This window comes from Bradyrhizobium sp. AUGA SZCCT0169 (genome assembly GCF_018130085.1).
Taxonomy (GTDB): domain Bacteria; phylum Pseudomonadota; class Alphaproteobacteria; order Rhizobiales; family Xanthobacteraceae; genus Bradyrhizobium.
The window spans coordinates 14,535-30,960 of record NZ_JAFCMC010000049.1; the positions used below are offsets into that span (position 1 = coordinate 14,535).

A 16,426-nucleotide genomic window follows, 5' to 3' on the forward strand; every position below is an offset into this window, starting at 1 on the left:
CGGGGCTTCATCGCAAACCGGGGCACAACTGCTTCCGGCGCTGATACACAGCCGTCCTCTGCGACGCCGAATGACTCAATGGCGAAGGGCAACTGGCCAACTTCCGACAGTTCAATCCTGTCGGCGGTTCTGATCGCCTGTCGGCTAGCGCCGAGAGACATCCTCATCACGAACAGAGACATCTTCGTCACGAATGGTGAAGCCGTTTTGTCCCCAGATGGGGATTGCGAGATATCCGACACCTCGACACGCTCAGCGTCGGGTGCCTCCAGAATTCAACTTATGGAGACAACCAGAACCGAACATCCCTCGTTCTAACGCCGCAACGCATTCTGATCGGCGCGGAAGCATTTGGAGGAGTACATCATGGCAGTTATCCCTGGCACACCTGGCGACGACGTCCTGCTGGGCACGGCGCTTGCCGATACCATCAACGGATTCGCTGGCAACGATGACCTGAGCGGTCTGGCTGGCGACGATACGATCAGCGGCGGAGCCGGTAACGATGCGGTCGACGGCGGCGACGGCAATGACACTCTGGAGGGCAATCAGGGCAACGACTCCATCCTCGCCGGCGCCGGCAACGATATTGTCAGCGGCGGTGCAGGTAATGACACCGTCGACGCCGGTGACGGCGACGACGAGGTGGACGGTGATGCCGGTGACGACACGATCAATGGCGGCGCAGGCAACGACGAACTCGACGGCGGCGCCGGCATCGACACGATCGACGGCGGCGAGGGAGATGACGATATCGACGGCGGCCAGGGTGCCGATGTGCTTTCGGGCGGCGCCGGCGATGATGACCTGGTAGGCGCAGCCGGTGACGACACCATGAATGGTGGTGAGGGAGCTGACACGCTCTTGGGCGGTGTCGGCAACGACACCATGAACGGTGACGCTGGTGATGATACCCTGACCGGTGGTCTCGGCGACGACACGATGGATGGCGGCGACGGCAACGACACCCTCAACGGCGGTCTCGGTGACGACACCATGCAAGGCGGCGCAGGTGACGATACGCTGAATGGTGGCGCGGGAAACGACACCATGAGCGGCGGCGAGGGCATCGACACCCTGAACGGTGGCGCCGGCAACGATACCATCAGTGGCGATGCCGGCGACGACACGCTGAACGGTGGTGATGGTGACGACGACATGGACGGCGGCGATGGCGTGGATACGATGGCAGGCGGCGCCGGTGACGATACGATGGAAGGCGGAGCCGGCAACGACGTCATGAACGGCAACGACGGCGCTGACGAAATGTCCGGAGGTGCCGGCGACGATGCGTTGACCGGCGCAGCCGGCGACGACACGCTCGACGGCGGCAATGGCGCAGATACGCTGAGCGGCGGCGATGGTAGCGACGAACTGTCCGGCGGCGCTGGCAGTGACACCCTCGACGGCGGCGCGGGCGACGATGCCCTCGACGGCGGCAATGGTGCCGATGTTCTCGACGGCGGAACCGGCGATGACGTCCTTACCGGCGGCGCGGGCACGGATACGATGAACTTCGGTGACGGGACCGGTGCCGATTTCGGCAACGACGAAGTGACCGATCTGGACTTCCTCAGCGGCGACGAGGACGTCATCAGCGTCAACGCGGTGGACGGCTTCGATCCCGCCTCGGTGATCGTCGATGACGACGGAACCAATACCACGCTCGACTTCGGCTTCGGAACCATCACGCTCGATGGGGTATCCGGAGGAGGTACTCCCTTTGCGTCGATTGACGATATCAACGACGCTGCCGGCTATACGGCCATCGAAGTTGTCTGATTCTGACCCTGTAGGGCGGCACCGTGCCGCCCTACGCTTCTTCCGCAGTAATCAGGCCGTGTGGTAATGCGTCGGACGTCCCAACAAGCCCGAGAGAGCGTAGTTTTCGAAACTGTTCCAGGACGATCCACACTGGTGTGGGTCGTGGTATTCAGCGTGTCCGTCAACGTGCTGCTGCTGGTTTTGCCGTTCTATGCCATCGAGGTCTTCGATCGCGTCATCAGCAGCGGCAGTATAGAGACCCTTATCGGTTTGACCGTACTCGGGGTGGCAGCGCTGATCTTCAGCGCCTTCTTCGACATACTCCGGTTCCGCCTGCTGAGCCGGTTTGCGGTAAGGTTTGAGCAGCACATCGCCCCGCTGGTCCTGGAAGCGGCCATCGCCGATCCGGGCCGGCGCCGGGAAGGCACCACCCACGAGATCGTCAAGGTTCGCGAGCTGCGGAACTTCATTTCGAGCGGCGCCCTCATCACCCTGGTCGACGCGCCGTTTCTGCCGTTCTTCGTGCTGATCCTCTTCTTCATTCATCCGTACTACGGCGCGATTGTGCTGGTTGGCGCTGTCTTGCTGTCGGTAATGGGTTACGCGAGCAGCAGGATCGCCCGTGCCGAAGTGACCCAAGCCAGCGGCGCGGCCGCGCGCTGTCAGGCGCTGATGGATGGAGTCGTCCGCCACGCCAATTTCATCAGGGCCATGGGTTGGACCGGAGGCGCCATCCGCGCGGTCATGCGCGTCAACGATGAGCTGGCACCCGTCGTGCGCGCGAGCGAACGGGTCGCCGCGATCGCATCCGCGGCACGGATGGTGAGGTCCATCCTGCAGATTCTCGCGATCGGTACGGGCGCCTGGCTTGTCTTGCAGAACCAGGTCCTGCTGGGCACCCTGATCGCGAGTTCGATCATGGTCAGCCGCACGCTGCAGCCGATGGAGACCCTGATATCGGCCTGGCGCGGGATGACGGCAGCACAGCAGGCATGGAAGAGCGTCAGCGAAGCGGCCGACTGGGTGTTCCGGCAGCCACGCCGGACACAGCTGCCACCGCCAAACGGATTGTTGGAAATAAGCCGGCTGGTTTATGCCGCCCCCCAAACGCGACGGCCAATTCTGGCAGGAATTGGCTTCCGCTGCCGTCCGGGCGAAATCGTCGTGGTGGTCGGTCCGACCGGTGCCGGCAAGTCCACGCTGCTGCGGATGGCCGCAGCGCTCGAACGTCCAAGCGCTGGAGAGATCAGGCTTGACCGTGCCCTGCTGGAAAATTGGCATCCCGACCAGCTTGGCCGATATATCGGCTATCTGCCCCAGGACGTGGAACTGCTCGCCGGCACCGTGGCCGAAGCCATTTCAGGATTTGAAGAGAATGTCCGCGACGAGGATATCGTTGCGGCTGCGACCCTTGCCGGCGCGCATGAAATGATCCTGGCAATGCCAGGCGGATATCAAACGCAAGTCGGGCGTGACGGTCATCGCCTGTCCGGTGGTCAGCGGCAGCGCATCGGTCTGGCGCGCGCATTTTTCGGCAATCGCCGGCTGATTTTGCTCGACGAGCCCAATGCCAATCTCGATCCCGAGGGCGAGGCCGCGCTATGCGCGGCGATACTCAGTGCACGGGCGCGCGGTGCCAGTTTCCTCATCGTGACGCATCGCCCGCGGCTGTTGACGGTCGCGGATCACGTCCTGCTGCTGCGCGACGGTGTCCAGGTTGCATTCGGAGCCGTTTCCGACGTCCTGCCGACCCACGTTGCCGAGGTCACTCCGATACGCCGCCCGACGCGTCAGCCGGAGCGCCCGAGACTGTCCGGTTAGGGAGTATACGATGTGACATTCCATATGCATGACATCCCCCTCGCCCGGTCCATCGTCAATGAGCCAGCGGAGCGACCAAGGTCCGATCCGCGGCGGTTGATCAAATGGGGATGTATCCTTCTGGCGATTGAGTTCGGAGGCTTCGGACTCTGGGCGACACTGGTTCCACTGCGTAGCGCGGTGATCGCGCCAGGCATCGTCAAGGTTCAGTCGAAGCGCAAGGCGGTGCAGCATTTCGACGGCGGCATACTGAAAGCCATTCTGGTCCGCGAGAACCAGCAGGTCGACGCCGGTCAGATCGTCGCAAAGCTCGATACCTCGCAGATTCAGGGCAGCCTTGGCGTATTAGAGACAAAATTGTTTGCTGATCTCGCGCTGGATGCACGACTCCGTGCAGAACAAAATCAGGATTCCGCGGTTTCCTATCCGGACGAATTGCGGAACTCATCACGTCCGGAAGCCAAGGCTGCCATACATAGCCAGGAAGCCGAGTTTGCGGCGCGATCAACGGCACTTTCAGGCGAGCGTCAACTTGTCGACCAACAGATACTGCAATTTACGGACTCGGTCCGAGGACTTGAAAGCAATACTGGAAGTTTGACCCAACAGCTGTCACTGCTTCAGGAAGAAATACGCGACACCAGCTATCTCCTGCAGAAAGGACTTGCACGTAAGCCAAGGCTGCTTGCCCTTAAGCGGGCCGAGGCTGATATGCAGGCCCAGATCGCGCGCAATGCCTCCCAACTGGCCGAGACTCAGGGGAAAATCTCCGAACTGAAAGATCGGCGAAAACAACTAGGCCTCAATCAGAATCAGGATATTGCAAAGCAACTTCATGCCAACAGTGAAGAGATCGGCGATTTAAGACACCGGATCGGTGTGTTGCGTGAGCAGCTTGCCAGGACCGACTTGCGGGCTCCCGAATCCGGCAGAGTGGTGCGTCTCAACAGCAGGGAGTTGAATGCCGTGCTGGCTCCGAGAGAAACGCTGATGGAAATCGTGCCCATGGAGGATCGCCTCGTGATCGAGGCCTCGCTGCGGCCGCAGGATCGTGAGGAAGTCGTCGCGGGGCAGCCCGCGCGCGTCCGCATACTGGCCCTCAATATTCGCCGCCGACCGATACTGGAAGGTCAAGTGACAGCGGTCGCAGCAGATGCGCTGACCGACGCGAAAAGCGGCGTCACCTCCTACATGGCAGAAATTGACCTGCAGCGGACGCCCGAGGCGGACCCCCACCTTTCCACACTGAAGCCAGGTCTTCCCGTCGAAGTGTTCGTCGAAACGGGTATACGGACTTTTGCCGAATACCTCATGCAGCCGATGTTCCTGCGGGTTCATCGTGCCTTTAGGGAGAGTTGAAGCAATTCAAGCCGGTCCGGCGGGGCCGCGACTATTTCAAGGGAGGCGACCATGCTGGATGTCGGCAAAACCCCGCCGGTGGACCGACGCAACCATTTGAATGGATCCCCGATCGCGATCCACCTCGACAACGCGATCGAGCGCCCGGACCTAGCGACGCCGACGGCAGATTTGCCGTTGTATCGTTGGTTCGCGGATGGCTTGACGAGACTGATTGCATGCGAGCGTTGTTATGTGGCGATCCTGTCGCCACGCGGCGAGCGAATCGACGAGGTGAGGACGGGCTGCCCCGTCGCCGACCCGGTTCCGGAGGCGGCGGTTTTGGCAATTGCGTCGCGGCTTGGCGCGCAAGACGGCTGCATCTTCCAATCGATCGCTTCAGCGCATGGCTTTGCCAGAAGGCTGATTGGAAGGGAAAGTACGCTGTGCCCACACTGCGTAATAGGCCGGGTACAGTCCCCGTCGGGCTCCGCGGCACTTTTCGTCGGGGGTGGCGACGGACGTCGCTTTCAGGAGAGGAGTTCGCCAGCGTGACACGCGCGATCGACTTGATGTGGGATGCCGCCGCCGACCTCGCGCAATTGAGGATGCAGCGACAATGGTCATGGCTGGAAGATATCGCTTCGCCCGCTTTCGTCGTCGATGAAAATCTCGTCGTCCGGAGTATGAATGCTGGGTTCCGGCATCTACTCGGCACTAGCGGATCATTGGTCGTCGAACGCGGTGTGATATCAGGGTCGAACCCGTCAATCACCGCGCTTCTCAAGGATGCAGTGTGCCGTACCATCAGGTCGGATTCGACGCAGCGGGCGCGCGGATCGGCGGTGGTCCTCTCCAACGACAAGCAGAAATTCCTGTTCGCGGTGACAGGGCCGGTGCCCGGCGATCGCGACCCTGGGCTTGTCTTGATTGTCGTTCCGCAGTTCGATGCAGTGGCCGGCGCGAGAAGGATAGCTGCAGCGTTTACCCTTAACTGGGTCGAAGAACGGATTGTCTCCCGTATACTTCGCGGACGTTGTCCCCGTGTGATCGGGACAGAATTGGGTCTTACCGAAGAAACGGTAAGGACCTACATCAAGCGCGTTATGATGAAGATCGGGATTAATCGCCAGTCGGAGTTCTTCGTCCTGCATAACCTGACATCATCGCCTTTCAAAGCGCGGCAACCGGACCGACGCGTCCCGGCCATGCCGAACGTCACTCGAATTCATGTCAGACGTCAGCGGAACGGCGCGAGCTGAGCTGAGCGATGTACCGGTTTCGAAATGCATCCGTCTCGTCGTTTGCAATTCTGCTTGGCCTGCTGGCGGACGGCCGTGCTGGAGAACTGAAGCTGCCCGTGGCCTGCGATGTTGGCCGCACATGTTTCATCCAAAACTACGTGGACGTCGATCCAGGTTCTGCAGCCACGGATTACATGTGCGGAACTTTGACTTACGACGGTCACAACGGCATCGATTTTCGGTTGCCGTCCCGCGTGGCACAACAGGCACACGTCCATGTTCTGGCGGCGGCCGATGGCGAGGTCATCCGAACGCGCGACGGCATCGACGATGTCGCCATCAAACCCGAAGGACGCGACAAGGTGAGCGGCCATGAGTGCGGCAATGGCGTTGTGATCAAGCACCCACAGGACCTGGAAACGCAGTATTGCCACATGGCGAAGGGCAGCATTGCGGTCAAGTCCCGCGATAAAGTCACGGCCGGCCAGGTTTTGGGTGATGTCGGCATGTCTGGCTTGACCGAGTATCCGCACTTGCACTTCGTCGTGCGTCGAGGTGGCAAGGTCATCGATCCCTTTGCAGACGGCCGAACGCCCGGCGCCTGCAATGGCAACGCCGAAAGCCAATGGCACGAATCGGTACGGGCGCAACTGGCCTATTCGCCCCGCACGATTCTGAACTTCGGCTTCACCACCGGTTCGGTCACGACCGAGTCGGTCGAGACCGGCGTGGCGTTGCAGCACCAACCGACGATGAACTCTGAAGCGATCGTGGCGTTCGTCCGGACGATCGGCCTGAAGGCCGGTGATGTCCAGACATTGACGTTGCGCGATCCGGCTGGAAAGGTGCTGGCGGAAAATCGGCCGGTCGCCCTCGACAGAAACAAGGCACAGTTCGTCCTGTTCTCGGGAAAAAAACGCGCCAAGCGCGACTGGGACAGGGGATTTTACACCGCGACGTATGTCGTCAAGCAGGAAGACCAATCACTACTCGAAAAACAATTTCAGCTCGAATTGCGCTAGCAGAGGTCCGGGACGACGAGATGGATTGGATGTCGTCCCAATTCAGCAACTCCTCCATACGCCCACCCGCTTGCCCAATTCCGGGGTATGATACATCCTCTCCTGAGACCTTGATCCGTTTTTGCGAAGACGAGGAAGTTTACTATGCGGTTTTCTAAAGGCGCAGCTATTGCGCTTGTCGTTGGGTCCACAAGCGTGGCGCCGGCATCTTCGGCGCACGCCGCACCCGACTGTTCGGCATCGACGACACTGGCGAACTGGGGCGAGAACTCGACCGGCGACATTGACATTGCGGCCGGGGAAAGCTGCGTGTTTCCGATCAAGATACGCGGCACGGTGACCAGCTCTGAAATTTCGCAAAAGCCGGCACGCGGCAAGTTGAAGAAGCTCGACGCATCCACTTACGAATACAGGGCGAAGGCGAAATACAAGGGGAGCGACACGTTTGTGATCAAGGCAACGGGCAAGGGGCCGACGGCGTCCGGCACGTCGGTCATTACGGTGAACGCGACGATCAAATAGCCGCATCCCTTTTCGATTTCGCGATCTGCTATGTCTTGCGCCTTCGACATCCGCGCATGCGCGAACGCCGGGATTCGCATGCGCGAACCCTGGGGATCAACAGGTTGAGACCGCACGCTCTCGCATTGATCGGCTGTCTTTTCACGGCCATGCCGGCTTATCCGCAAAGCGATCCCACGCTGGCGCTGCCCGAACTCACCTTGCAGGTGCCGACCCGTGCGCTCGGCGATCAGTGCCGCAAGATCGAAGCTGATGATCCGCGCGTGCCGGTGTCGCTGCATCGGACCTTCCACGATGATTTCGACGTGCATCCGCTGGTCGAAGCACGATGGGTGCCGCACTACGCCGGTGGCGCCGCCTGGCCGCAGTCGCGCTACTGGGGCGGCGAAGGCTCCGATTTCAAGCGCAAGACCAGCTATAATGGCGAACAGCAGATCTACGTCGATTCGGTGTATGGCGGGCGGGGCACGGTGCCGCTCGGGCTCGATCCGTTCCGGGTCCGGGGCGGCATACTCTCGATCATCGCCAGCCGGACTCCGCCCGACCTGCGTTCCCTGCTGTTCAACAATGAATACATCTCGGGCATCCTGACCACCCAGGGCAAGTTCACACAGAAATACGGCTATTTCGAAATGCGCTCCAAGATTCCGGCCGGGGTCGGCGTGTGGCCGGCGTTCTGGATGCTCGCCGATGACGGCGGCTGGCCGCCGGAAATCGACATCATGGAAGGCCGCGGACAACAGCACGACAACATCGTCATGACCACGCATTGGCGGATTCCGGCCACCGGACGGGTCGAGCGCTGCGGGTTCGACTTCATGGTTGCCGATACCAGGAGCGAATTCCACAATTATGGTGTGCTGTGGCAGCGCGATCGCATCATCTATTTCATCGACCGCCAGCCGGTGTCGGAGATCAAGGTTCCGGTCGGCTTCGACGCGCCGATGTACATGATCGTCAATCTTGCGATGGGCTCGAAGACGATGGAAGGCGTCGGCTTCGTCGACGGCCTGTCTCCCAATGTCGTGGAATTCGAAATCGACCGGATTTCGGCCTATCAAATTGATACATACTGATCATCGCAACCGGCCGGGACGCGCAAGCCGGCAGCACCGAAGCTGACGGAGAACGTAATGTCCGGGAAATTCTCGCGCCGGCAATTTGCCAAGCTGGCGGGCCTCTCCGCGCTTGGTATGGCGGCGACATCGGCCAATGCGGCCCCCAAACAAAGGCCGGCCGCCGACCCGCACGCCCCTGCCCGTTTCCCGAAAGACTTTCGCTGGGGCACCGCGACATCGGCCTATCAGATCGAGGGCGCGGTCAATGAGGACGGCCGCGGCCGCTCGATCTGGGACACCTTCGCCCACACCCCGGGCAAGATCGAGGACAAGACCACCGGGGACCGCGCCAACGAACACTATCATCGCTACAAGGAAGACGTCGGCCTGATGCGCGATCTCGGCGTCAAGCACTACCGCTTCTCGATCGCGTGGCCGCGGGTATTTCCGGAAGGCACCGGCAAACCCAATCCCAAGGGCCTCGATTTCTATAACCGGCTGCTCGACGAACTGCTGGCCAAAGGCATCGAACCCTACGCGACGCTGTATCATTGGGACTTGCCGCAGGCGTTGCAGGACCGCGTCGGCGGCTGGCAGTCCACCGACACCTCGAAAGCGTTCGCGGATTACGCCGGCTATGTCGCGGAGCGTTTGACCGACCGCGTCAAAAACATCTTCACGCTGAACGAAGCCGGACGTTTCCTGAATTTCGGCTACGGATGGGGCATCGACGCGCCCGGCCTCAAATTGCCGAATGCGGAATTGAACCAGGCACGGCATAACGTCGTTTTGGGCCACGGCCTTGCGGTGCAGGCGATCCGCGCCCGCGGGCGCGCGGGCACCAAGGTCGGCCCGGCCGAGAACATCGCGACCTGCGTGCCGGCCTTCGACACGCCCGAAAACGTCCACGCCGCCGAGATCGCGACCCGCGAACTGAACTCGGGCCTGCTCGGCGTGATGCTGGAAGGCAAATACACCGACGGTTTCCTCGAATATGCCGGCAAGGACGCGCCGAAATTCACCGCCGAGGAATTGAAGATCATCGGCTCGCCCAACGATTTCGTCGGCCTCAACATCTACGCGCCGCAATTCTACATCGCAGCGTCAGACAAGAAGCCGGGCTGGTCGGTATTGCCGTTTCCCGCCTCGTTTCCGCACATGAGTGCCGACTGGCTGCGTATCGGTCCCGAAACGATCTATTGGGCGCCGCGGCTCGCAGCCAAGGTCTGGAACCTGAAGACGATCTACATCACCGAGAACGGCACCTCGTCGGAGGACAAGGTGCATGCCGACGGCAAGATCTACGATCTCGACCGCATCATGTACCTGCGCAATTATTTGCGGCAGCTGCAGCGCGCCGTCGCCGAGGGCGTGCCGGTCCGCGGCTATTTCCTGTGGACCCTGATGGACAATTTCGAATGGATCTACGGCTACGAAAAGCGCTTCGGGCTCATCCACGTCGATTTTGAAACCCTGCGCCGGACGCCGAAGCTCAGTGCGTCGTTTTATCGCGACGTGGTGACGCGCAACGCGATCGGCGCCTGAAGCCGCCTAGTGAAAGCGCACCAACTGCGGCTGCGGCATCGAAGCCTGGTGTGACGGCGCGCGATCACCTTTGACTGCCACAGTCACGGCGGGTTCATGCCGCACGTTCCGCGATGATTCGTGGCTGATGAACATGCTGGCGGCGCCGACCATCAAGACGACATAAAGGCCGAAGATGCCACCGACCCAGCGCCAGTAGATCCGGCGGCTGTCGGGGGTAAGGCTTTCGATCAAGCTGCGCATGACTGCCTCCTCCTCGAGGAACTGATGGCGCTGCGTATAGCTTGCACTCCGGCCCCGGTGTGTGACGTACTTCACAGAAGCCCGCATTAAAATGGAGAACCCGTGACCGGTCCGGAACTGAAGAAACTGCGCGAAGACCTCGGTGAGGCGATCGGCCAACCCCTTGGCGTGGCCGACATGGCCAAGCTCTGCGGGTTGCCGCCAGAAGACGGCGCCAACACGATTCGGAAATGGGAAGTCACCGGCCCGACCGGCCCCGTCGCCGAACTGCTGCGCATCCTGGCGATGGCCAGCGACCGCTATCCGATCCTGGAAATGTTCAACGTGTTCGACCGCCATGACGTCGCCGAAAAGGACCGGCCGGCACGGCGGCAGGCGTTCCGCGAGCAGATGCGCGGCGACGTGCGGCGGCGCATTGCCTAAGGCAAGGCTTGCGCGCCGCGCGCCCGAGGGACCCCGATTTTAAGGCTTCATTAAGCTTGCCTTAGGACGCCGTTAAGCACAGAAAATAAGGCTTCGTTAAGCACAAAAAACGTTTGCTCTCCAATGGGTTGGGTAATCGATCGGTGTGCCTGGCAAGTGACAGCATTTTATTCAAAAGCTGTCTAACTGCACGCCATGGACGGCGCCCGGCATGTGGCGCTTCCCAACGATTTTCCGGAGACCCACGACCATGAAGAAGTTCCTGCTCGCAATCGTCGCTCTCGCAGCCCTCGGCGCGGCGTCCCCGGCGCTCGGCGCCGACATGGGCGCACGGCCCTACTACAACAAGGCGCCGGCCTATGCCGCGCCGCTCTACAACTGGACCGGCTTCTATCTCGGCGCCCATATCGGCGGCGCCTTCTCGAGCAGCAACACTTTCAACGGCCTGGTGCTCAGCGACTACAGCGCGCGCCTGCTGGGCGGCGTGCAGGCCGGTGCCGATTACCAGTTCGCGCCGAACTGGGTCATCGGCGCCGAGGGCCAGTACAGCTGGCTCGGCCAGAACAACCTCAGTTCGGTGTTCCCGAACGGCTTCGTCTACAACAACGATCAGCGCGCGATCGCTTCGATCACCGCCCGTGTCGGCTACACCTGGGGCCCGGGCATGCTCTACGTCAAAGGCGGCTACGCCTATTCGAACAATCGCGACACCCTGACCTTTGCCGGCGTGCCGGTCGCGTTCACGCTCGATAAGAATCACAGCAATGGCTACACCGTCGGCGCGGGCGTCGAATACATGTTTGCCCCGAACTGGTCGGCCAAGGCCGAATACATGTACTACGACTTCGGCACCACCCGCTTCGTGACCCCGGTCGCGCTGGTCCCCTTTGGCACCTTCCATAACGACGAGCATACGTTGAAGGTTGGCGTCAATTATCGCTTCAACTTCGCGGGCGCGCGCTACTGATCGCTTCTACAGGGAGGCGCAAGAAGGCCGGCTTGAACGCCGGCCTTTTTGTTTGCGCCATGTTGTTTGCGCAATGGCTTGTTTGCGCAATGGCGTTTCCCAGCGAAGCGGGCTCCCGCTTTTCAAACATTGTTCGATGGTGGGCCAGCGCTCAAATCGCGAAAAGCGTCCCCGCATTTTCCCGACTTGTTAACCGGGTACCACGATACTGCCGCCGGGGAATCATCCAGGGATAGCGGGACGGGGCGGCGGCAAATGGCGTTACGATTCAGCATCGGCAAGATCAGGCTCAAGGGTTTCAGCTTTCCGAATTTCGGCGTCAGGGGCAGCCTGTTTGCCGCCTTCGCCGTCATCGCCGGCATGGCGATCGTGATCAGCGCCGGTGCCGGCCTGGTGCTCGGACATCTCGGCGGCGCCATGGTCGAACTGAGCGGACGGGACATCCCCCGCCTCGCGGCCAGCCTGCAATTGTCGGCGGAGAGTGCCAGCCTTGCCAGCCAGGGGCCGGGGCTGCTCGCCTCCCGCAGCGAGGAGATGCTGAACGAGCGCTCCAAAAAAATGCAGGAGACCCAGCGCATCACCCTGCAAAGGCTTGCCGAGATCACCAAGCTCGGCGCCAACAAGGATACCGTCGCAGCCCTCACCGAGACGGTGAAAAACATCGAGGACATGATCAAGAGTCTCGGCGGCGCGGCACGCGAACGGCTGGAAACCGGTGCCCAGCACGAAAAACTGTATGAAGCGCTGCGCACGGCCCAGGCCGCGTTCGTCAAGGCCGCCGCGCCCGCGATGGTCGACGCCCAGACCCAGCTCAGCAGCATCTTCGGCGCCGCCAGCTTCAACCAGGACGAAGCCACCAGGGCGGAGAAAACGGTCGAGCAGATCAGCGACATCATCGCCGCCGGCAATCTGACCGCGTTCAACATGATGGCCGCGCTTTCATCCGAGAGCAGCGACACGCTCGAAGCCATCGAGAAGCAAACCCGCACGGCGCAGCAGCGCGTTAAATCGAACCTCGACCAGCTTCCCAAGGGTTCTCTTACGACGGCACTGAGCAACGCCTCGAAAGCCCTGCTGGCGCTCGGCGAAGGCAAGACCGGCGTCTTCAAGGTCCGCCAGAAGGAACTGGACGCCACGGATTACGGCCAGACCATCCTGGAAGAAACCCGCAAGCTCAATGTCGGCCTCGGCATCAGCGTGCAGCAACTGGTGGACGGGGTGCGCGGCGAGACCGACGCCTCAACCCGGCAGGCGGGCAAGGAGATTTCGCTGGCAACCACCGTCATGCTCGCGCTCGGTGCGGCGACCCTGATCGGATCGGTGCTGTTCGTCTGGCTCTATGTCGGCCGCAACATTCTGCGGCGCATCGGCAATCTGCAGCGTTCGATGCAGCTGCTCTCCAGCGGCGATCTCGAATCGGAAATCTATCAGTCGAGCCAGAAGGACGAGATCGCGGCGATGGCCAATTCGCTGCACGTGTTCCGCGAGAGCATGATCCAGAGCCGGGCGCTCACCGCCGACCAGGACCAGGATCGCATCGCCAAGGCCGAGCGCGCCACCCGCATGGAAGCCCGCATCGTCGAGTTCGAAACCACGGTGCGCACGGCGCTGGATAGTTTGCAGGAAGCGGCCGGCTCGATGCAGACCACCGCGCAGAGCATGTCGGCGACCGCCGATCAGTCCAGCGCGCTGGTGAGCGCGGTGGCCTCCGCCGCCGAGGAGACCTCGGTCAACGTCCAGACCGTGTCGTCGGGCACCGAGGAACTGTCGTCGTCGATCGAGGAAATCGGCCGCCAGGTCGTCACCTCAGCGGAGATCGCCCGCAAGGCGGTCGAGGAAGCCGGCGCCACCGACGCCACCATGCAGGGGCTGGCCGACAACGCCGCCCGCATCAGCGTGGTGGTCGATTTGATCCAGACCATCGCCTCGCAGACCAATTTGCTGGCGCTGAACGCCACCATCGAGGCCGCGCGCGCCGGCGAGGCCGGCCGCGGCTTCGCCGTGGTCGCCTCCGAGGTCAAGAGCCTCGCCACCCAGACCGCGAAGGCCACCGACGAGATCCGCCAGCAGATCGTCAGCATGCAGACGGTGACGACATCGGCGGTGTCAGCGATCCGCAGCATCTCTACCACGATCGGCGAGATCAACGACGTCACGACCGCGATCGCGGCCGCGGTCGAGGAGCAGGGCGCGGCGACGCGCGAGATCGCGCGCAACATTTCGCACGCCGCCGGCGGCACCAGCGAGGTTTCCAGCAACATTGTCGGCGTCTCCAGCGCCTCGACCGAAGCCGGCTCCGCCGCCAGCGAGGTCTTGACCGCCTCCGGCGCGCTCCGCCGCGAAGCCGACGTGCTGCGCGCGGAAATCGACGCGTTTTTGGGGAATATCCGGGCGGCGTAATGGTCCCCGTCATTCCGGGGCTATGCGAAGCATAGAACCCGGAATCTCGAGATTCCCCGGGGGCGCAAGTGCGCCCCTGAGGTTCGCATCTTCGATGCGCCCCGGAACGACAGCAGAGTGTGCCGCCACAACAAAATACCCATGCCTTTTATCCCACCGGGCACCTGCTTTTTCGGCTAGCGCCGCACCAATTGTGCGGGTAAGTCGGTGGGATGCACTCGAAAACCGACCCCGTTCAGTCCTCCGCCGAAGCCCTGCGATACCCCTGGGAGAATCACCCCGGCCAGGATCAGGTCGTCGAGGTGGTGCCGGGCGTGTTGTGGGTCCGGCTCAAGCTGCCGTTCCGGCTCAATCATGTGAACATCTACCTGCTCGCCGACGGCGACGGCTGGGCGATGATCGATTCCGGGTTCGGCAATGAGGAAACCATCGAAGCCTGGACCACGTTGTTCGAGGGCCCGCTCCGGCACGTGAAGATCTCCCGCCTGATCGTGACCCATTCGCATCCCGATCACGTCGGTCTGGCAGGCTGGGTCACCGAGCGCTTCGATTGTCCCTTGCAGATGTCGCAGGTCGAATATCTGCAGTCGGTCTATCACCAGAACCGCGGCACCGAGGAGCGCCGCAACGCGCAGCGGCTGTTCTTCCGCCGTCACGGCATGGACGAGAGCCTGACCGACACCCTGCTCAGCCGCGGCCAGGATTATCTGAAGCAGGTGTCGATCCTGCCGCCGTCCTACCGGCGCATCTCGCATGGCGACGAGATTTCCATCGGCACGCGGCGCTTCAAGGTCATCACCGGCGGCGGCCACGCGCTCGACCAGGTGATGCTGTATTGCGCCGCCGACAAATTGTTCCTTTCCGCCGACCAGGTGCTGAGCAAGATCTCGCCCAATGTCAGCGTCTGGGCGGTCGAGCCCAACCAGAATTCGCTCGGCGAATATCTGGCCTCGCTGGCGAGCCTGACCACCACGCTGCCCTATGACGTGATGGTGCTGCCCGGCCACGGCGTGCCGTTCTACGGCCTCAAGACCCGGATCAAGCAGCTGGCCGATCATCACGAGGACCGCTGCCGGCTGATCGCCGAAGCCTGCCGGACCGTGCCGCAGACCTCGAAGCAACTGGTGCCGGTCGTGTTCCACAAGCACGTGCTGGACGCCCACCAGATGGGCTTTGCCGCCGGCGAACTGATCGCCCACGTCAACTACATGCTGGTCGAGGGCCGCCTGATCTCTGAAGTCACCGACGGCGTGCTGTATTTCCGGACCACCTGACGCGCCCAACTAATCCATAGCTATTGGGCCTGAAAGGGCGCACGGTCGCGCCGTGCTATCCCGGCTGTCGTGCCGAACGAACTTCCACATTGAAGCCTTATCCAGCGGCGGCATTGATTTGACGCCGTCATTGCTGACGCGCGCGGCAATTGCGCCCGCAAAGGAAAATAGATGAAAATAATTGTTGCCGTCCTGGCGCTGTGCGCCTTCGCGCAGAACGCGTTCGCTGCAAGCCCGGAATGCCGCGCGGTCGAAAGCAACAGCGCACGGCTCGCCTGCTACGACGCGGCGCAGCCTCCGAAAATCGCAATGTCCAAGGAAATATCCAAGGAAAAAACCAGGGCGATCGAGAGCGACGCCTCACGACCCGAATACAAGGATCCCTTCCTCGCCGAGAACGCCCGCACCACGTCCAAGCTGAACAATATCTGTCGCGGCTGCTGAGCCACGGCCGACGAAAGAGAACGACAATGGCCAAAGTGTCGGACTATCGAATCATTACCTTTCAGCGGCAGCCCGGACTTTGGCGGGCCAATATGACGCCGATCGTCCAATCCTCAACGATCACCCGGGGCGCGGCGATCCGCGGCTTTGTGACGGCCGAAGACAGCAAGTCCGAAGACGACGCCCTGATCGCGGCCAATCGCGCCATCAGGGAACTTGACTCGTAACCCGGGTCGGCGGCGCTCTTTGGCTACTCATGGTTTCATCCGCGCGGCCAAAATACCGGGACCGTAAATCGCAGCTAGCGCGTTGATCGGGATCAAGATTTTCCTTACCTTCGGTTCATCCCGGAGGCCCGCGA

Annotated in this window: 16 protein-coding genes; 15 read left to right on the forward strand and 1 reads right to left on the reverse strand. The window is 61.9% G+C overall.

Features of this window, described 5'->3' with window-relative positions:
• The first annotated feature begins 366 nt into the window (after nt 1-366).
• The 9 genes from JQ609_RS32200 (at nt 367) to JQ609_RS32240 (ending at nt 10,314) form a co-directional block, all read left to right on the forward strand.
• The gene (locus JQ609_RS32200) at nt 367-1,782 is read left to right on the forward strand and encodes a calcium-binding protein (protein WP_212276668.1); all 1,416 of its coding nucleotides are present in this window, start codon (nt 367-369) and stop codon (nt 1,780-1,782) included.
• A 66-nt stretch (nt 1,783-1,848) separates the two neighbouring features.
• Nucleotides 1,849-3,585, forward strand: a complete 1,737-nt coding sequence (locus tag JQ609_RS32205) for a type I secretion system permease/ATPase (RefSeq protein ID WP_249128692.1) — start codon at nt 1,849-1,851, stop codon at nt 3,583-3,585.
• 24 nt (nt 3,586-3,609) lie between these two features.
• Nucleotides 3,610-4,944, forward strand: coding sequence for an HlyD family type I secretion periplasmic adaptor subunit (locus JQ609_RS32210; protein ID WP_212276670.1), 1,335 nt, complete (start codon nt 3,610-3,612; stop codon nt 4,942-4,944).
• A gap of 51 nt (nt 4,945-4,995) precedes the next feature.
• The gene (locus tag JQ609_RS32215; RefSeq protein ID WP_212276671.1) at nt 4,996-5,478 is read left to right on the forward strand and encodes a hypothetical protein; all 483 of its coding nucleotides are present in this window, start codon (nt 4,996-4,998) and stop codon (nt 5,476-5,478) included.
• Nucleotides 5,475-6,185: a helix-turn-helix transcriptional regulator gene (locus JQ609_RS32220; protein WP_212276672.1), complete on the forward strand. Its 711-nt coding sequence runs from the start codon at nt 5,475-5,477 to the stop codon at nt 6,183-6,185. Before JQ609_RS32215 ends, JQ609_RS32220 begins: the two co-directional genes overlap by 4 nt.
• Nucleotides 6,186-6,193: 8 nt before the next feature.
• Complete coding sequence (locus JQ609_RS32225; protein WP_212276673.1) at nt 6,194-7,189, forward strand: M23 family metallopeptidase; 996 nt, start codon at nt 6,194-6,196, stop codon at nt 7,187-7,189.
• 195 nt (nt 7,190-7,384) lie between these two features.
• Nucleotides 7,385-7,711: a hypothetical protein gene (locus tag JQ609_RS32230; protein WP_312014603.1), complete on the forward strand. Its 327-nt coding sequence runs from the start codon at nt 7,385-7,387 to the stop codon at nt 7,709-7,711.
• 104 nt (nt 7,712-7,815) lie between these two features.
• Entirely contained in the window at nt 7,816-8,787 is a 972-nt protein-coding gene (locus JQ609_RS32235) for a family 16 glycosylhydrolase (protein WP_409410493.1), read from the forward strand.
• Between the two features lie 57 nt (nt 8,788-8,844).
• Nucleotides 8,845-10,314, forward strand: a complete 1,470-nt coding sequence (locus tag JQ609_RS32240; protein WP_212276674.1) for a GH1 family beta-glucosidase — start codon at nt 8,845-8,847, stop codon at nt 10,312-10,314.
• Between the two features lie 6 nt (nt 10,315-10,320).
• Here JQ609_RS32240 and JQ609_RS32245 read toward each other — a convergent pair whose 3' ends face one another.
• Nucleotides 10,321-10,557 carry a hypothetical protein gene (locus JQ609_RS32245; RefSeq protein WP_212214603.1) on the reverse strand — a complete coding sequence of 79 codons (237 nt, stop codon included), beginning with the start codon at nt 10,555-10,557 and terminating at the stop codon, nt 10,321-10,323.
• A gap of 102 nt (nt 10,558-10,659) precedes the next feature.
• Here JQ609_RS32245 and JQ609_RS32250 point away from each other — a divergent pair, with 102 nt between their 5' ends.
• The 6 genes from JQ609_RS32250 (at nt 10,660) to JQ609_RS32275 (ending at nt 16,292) form a co-directional block, all read left to right on the forward strand.
• Nucleotides 10,660-10,980 carry a hypothetical protein gene (locus JQ609_RS32250; protein WP_212214606.1) on the forward strand — a complete coding sequence of 107 codons (321 nt, stop codon included), beginning with the start codon at nt 10,660-10,662 and terminating at the stop codon, nt 10,978-10,980.
• A gap of 250 nt (nt 10,981-11,230) precedes the next feature.
• Nucleotides 11,231-11,947 carry an outer membrane protein gene (locus JQ609_RS32255; RefSeq protein WP_212276675.1) on the forward strand — a complete coding sequence of 239 codons (717 nt, stop codon included), beginning with the start codon at nt 11,231-11,233 and terminating at the stop codon, nt 11,945-11,947.
• 255 nt (nt 11,948-12,202) lie between these two features.
• Complete coding sequence (locus JQ609_RS32260; protein ID WP_212276676.1) at nt 12,203-14,347, forward strand: methyl-accepting chemotaxis protein; 2,145 nt, start codon at nt 12,203-12,205, stop codon at nt 14,345-14,347.
• 212 nt (nt 14,348-14,559) lie between these two features.
• The gene (locus JQ609_RS32265; RefSeq protein ID WP_212276677.1) at nt 14,560-15,621 is read left to right on the forward strand and encodes an MBL fold metallo-hydrolase; all 1,062 of its coding nucleotides are present in this window, start codon (nt 14,560-14,562) and stop codon (nt 15,619-15,621) included.
• Nucleotides 15,622-15,792: 171 nt separating this feature from the next.
• On the forward strand, nt 15,793-16,065 hold the full coding sequence (locus JQ609_RS32270) for a hypothetical protein (protein ID WP_212214618.1): 273 nt from the start codon (nt 15,793-15,795) through the stop codon (nt 16,063-16,065).
• Nucleotides 16,066-16,091: 26 nt separating this feature from the next.
• Entirely contained in the window at nt 16,092-16,292 is a 201-nt protein-coding gene (locus JQ609_RS32275; protein WP_212276678.1) for a hypothetical protein, read from the forward strand.
• Nucleotides 16,293-16,426 lie beyond the last annotated feature (134 nt).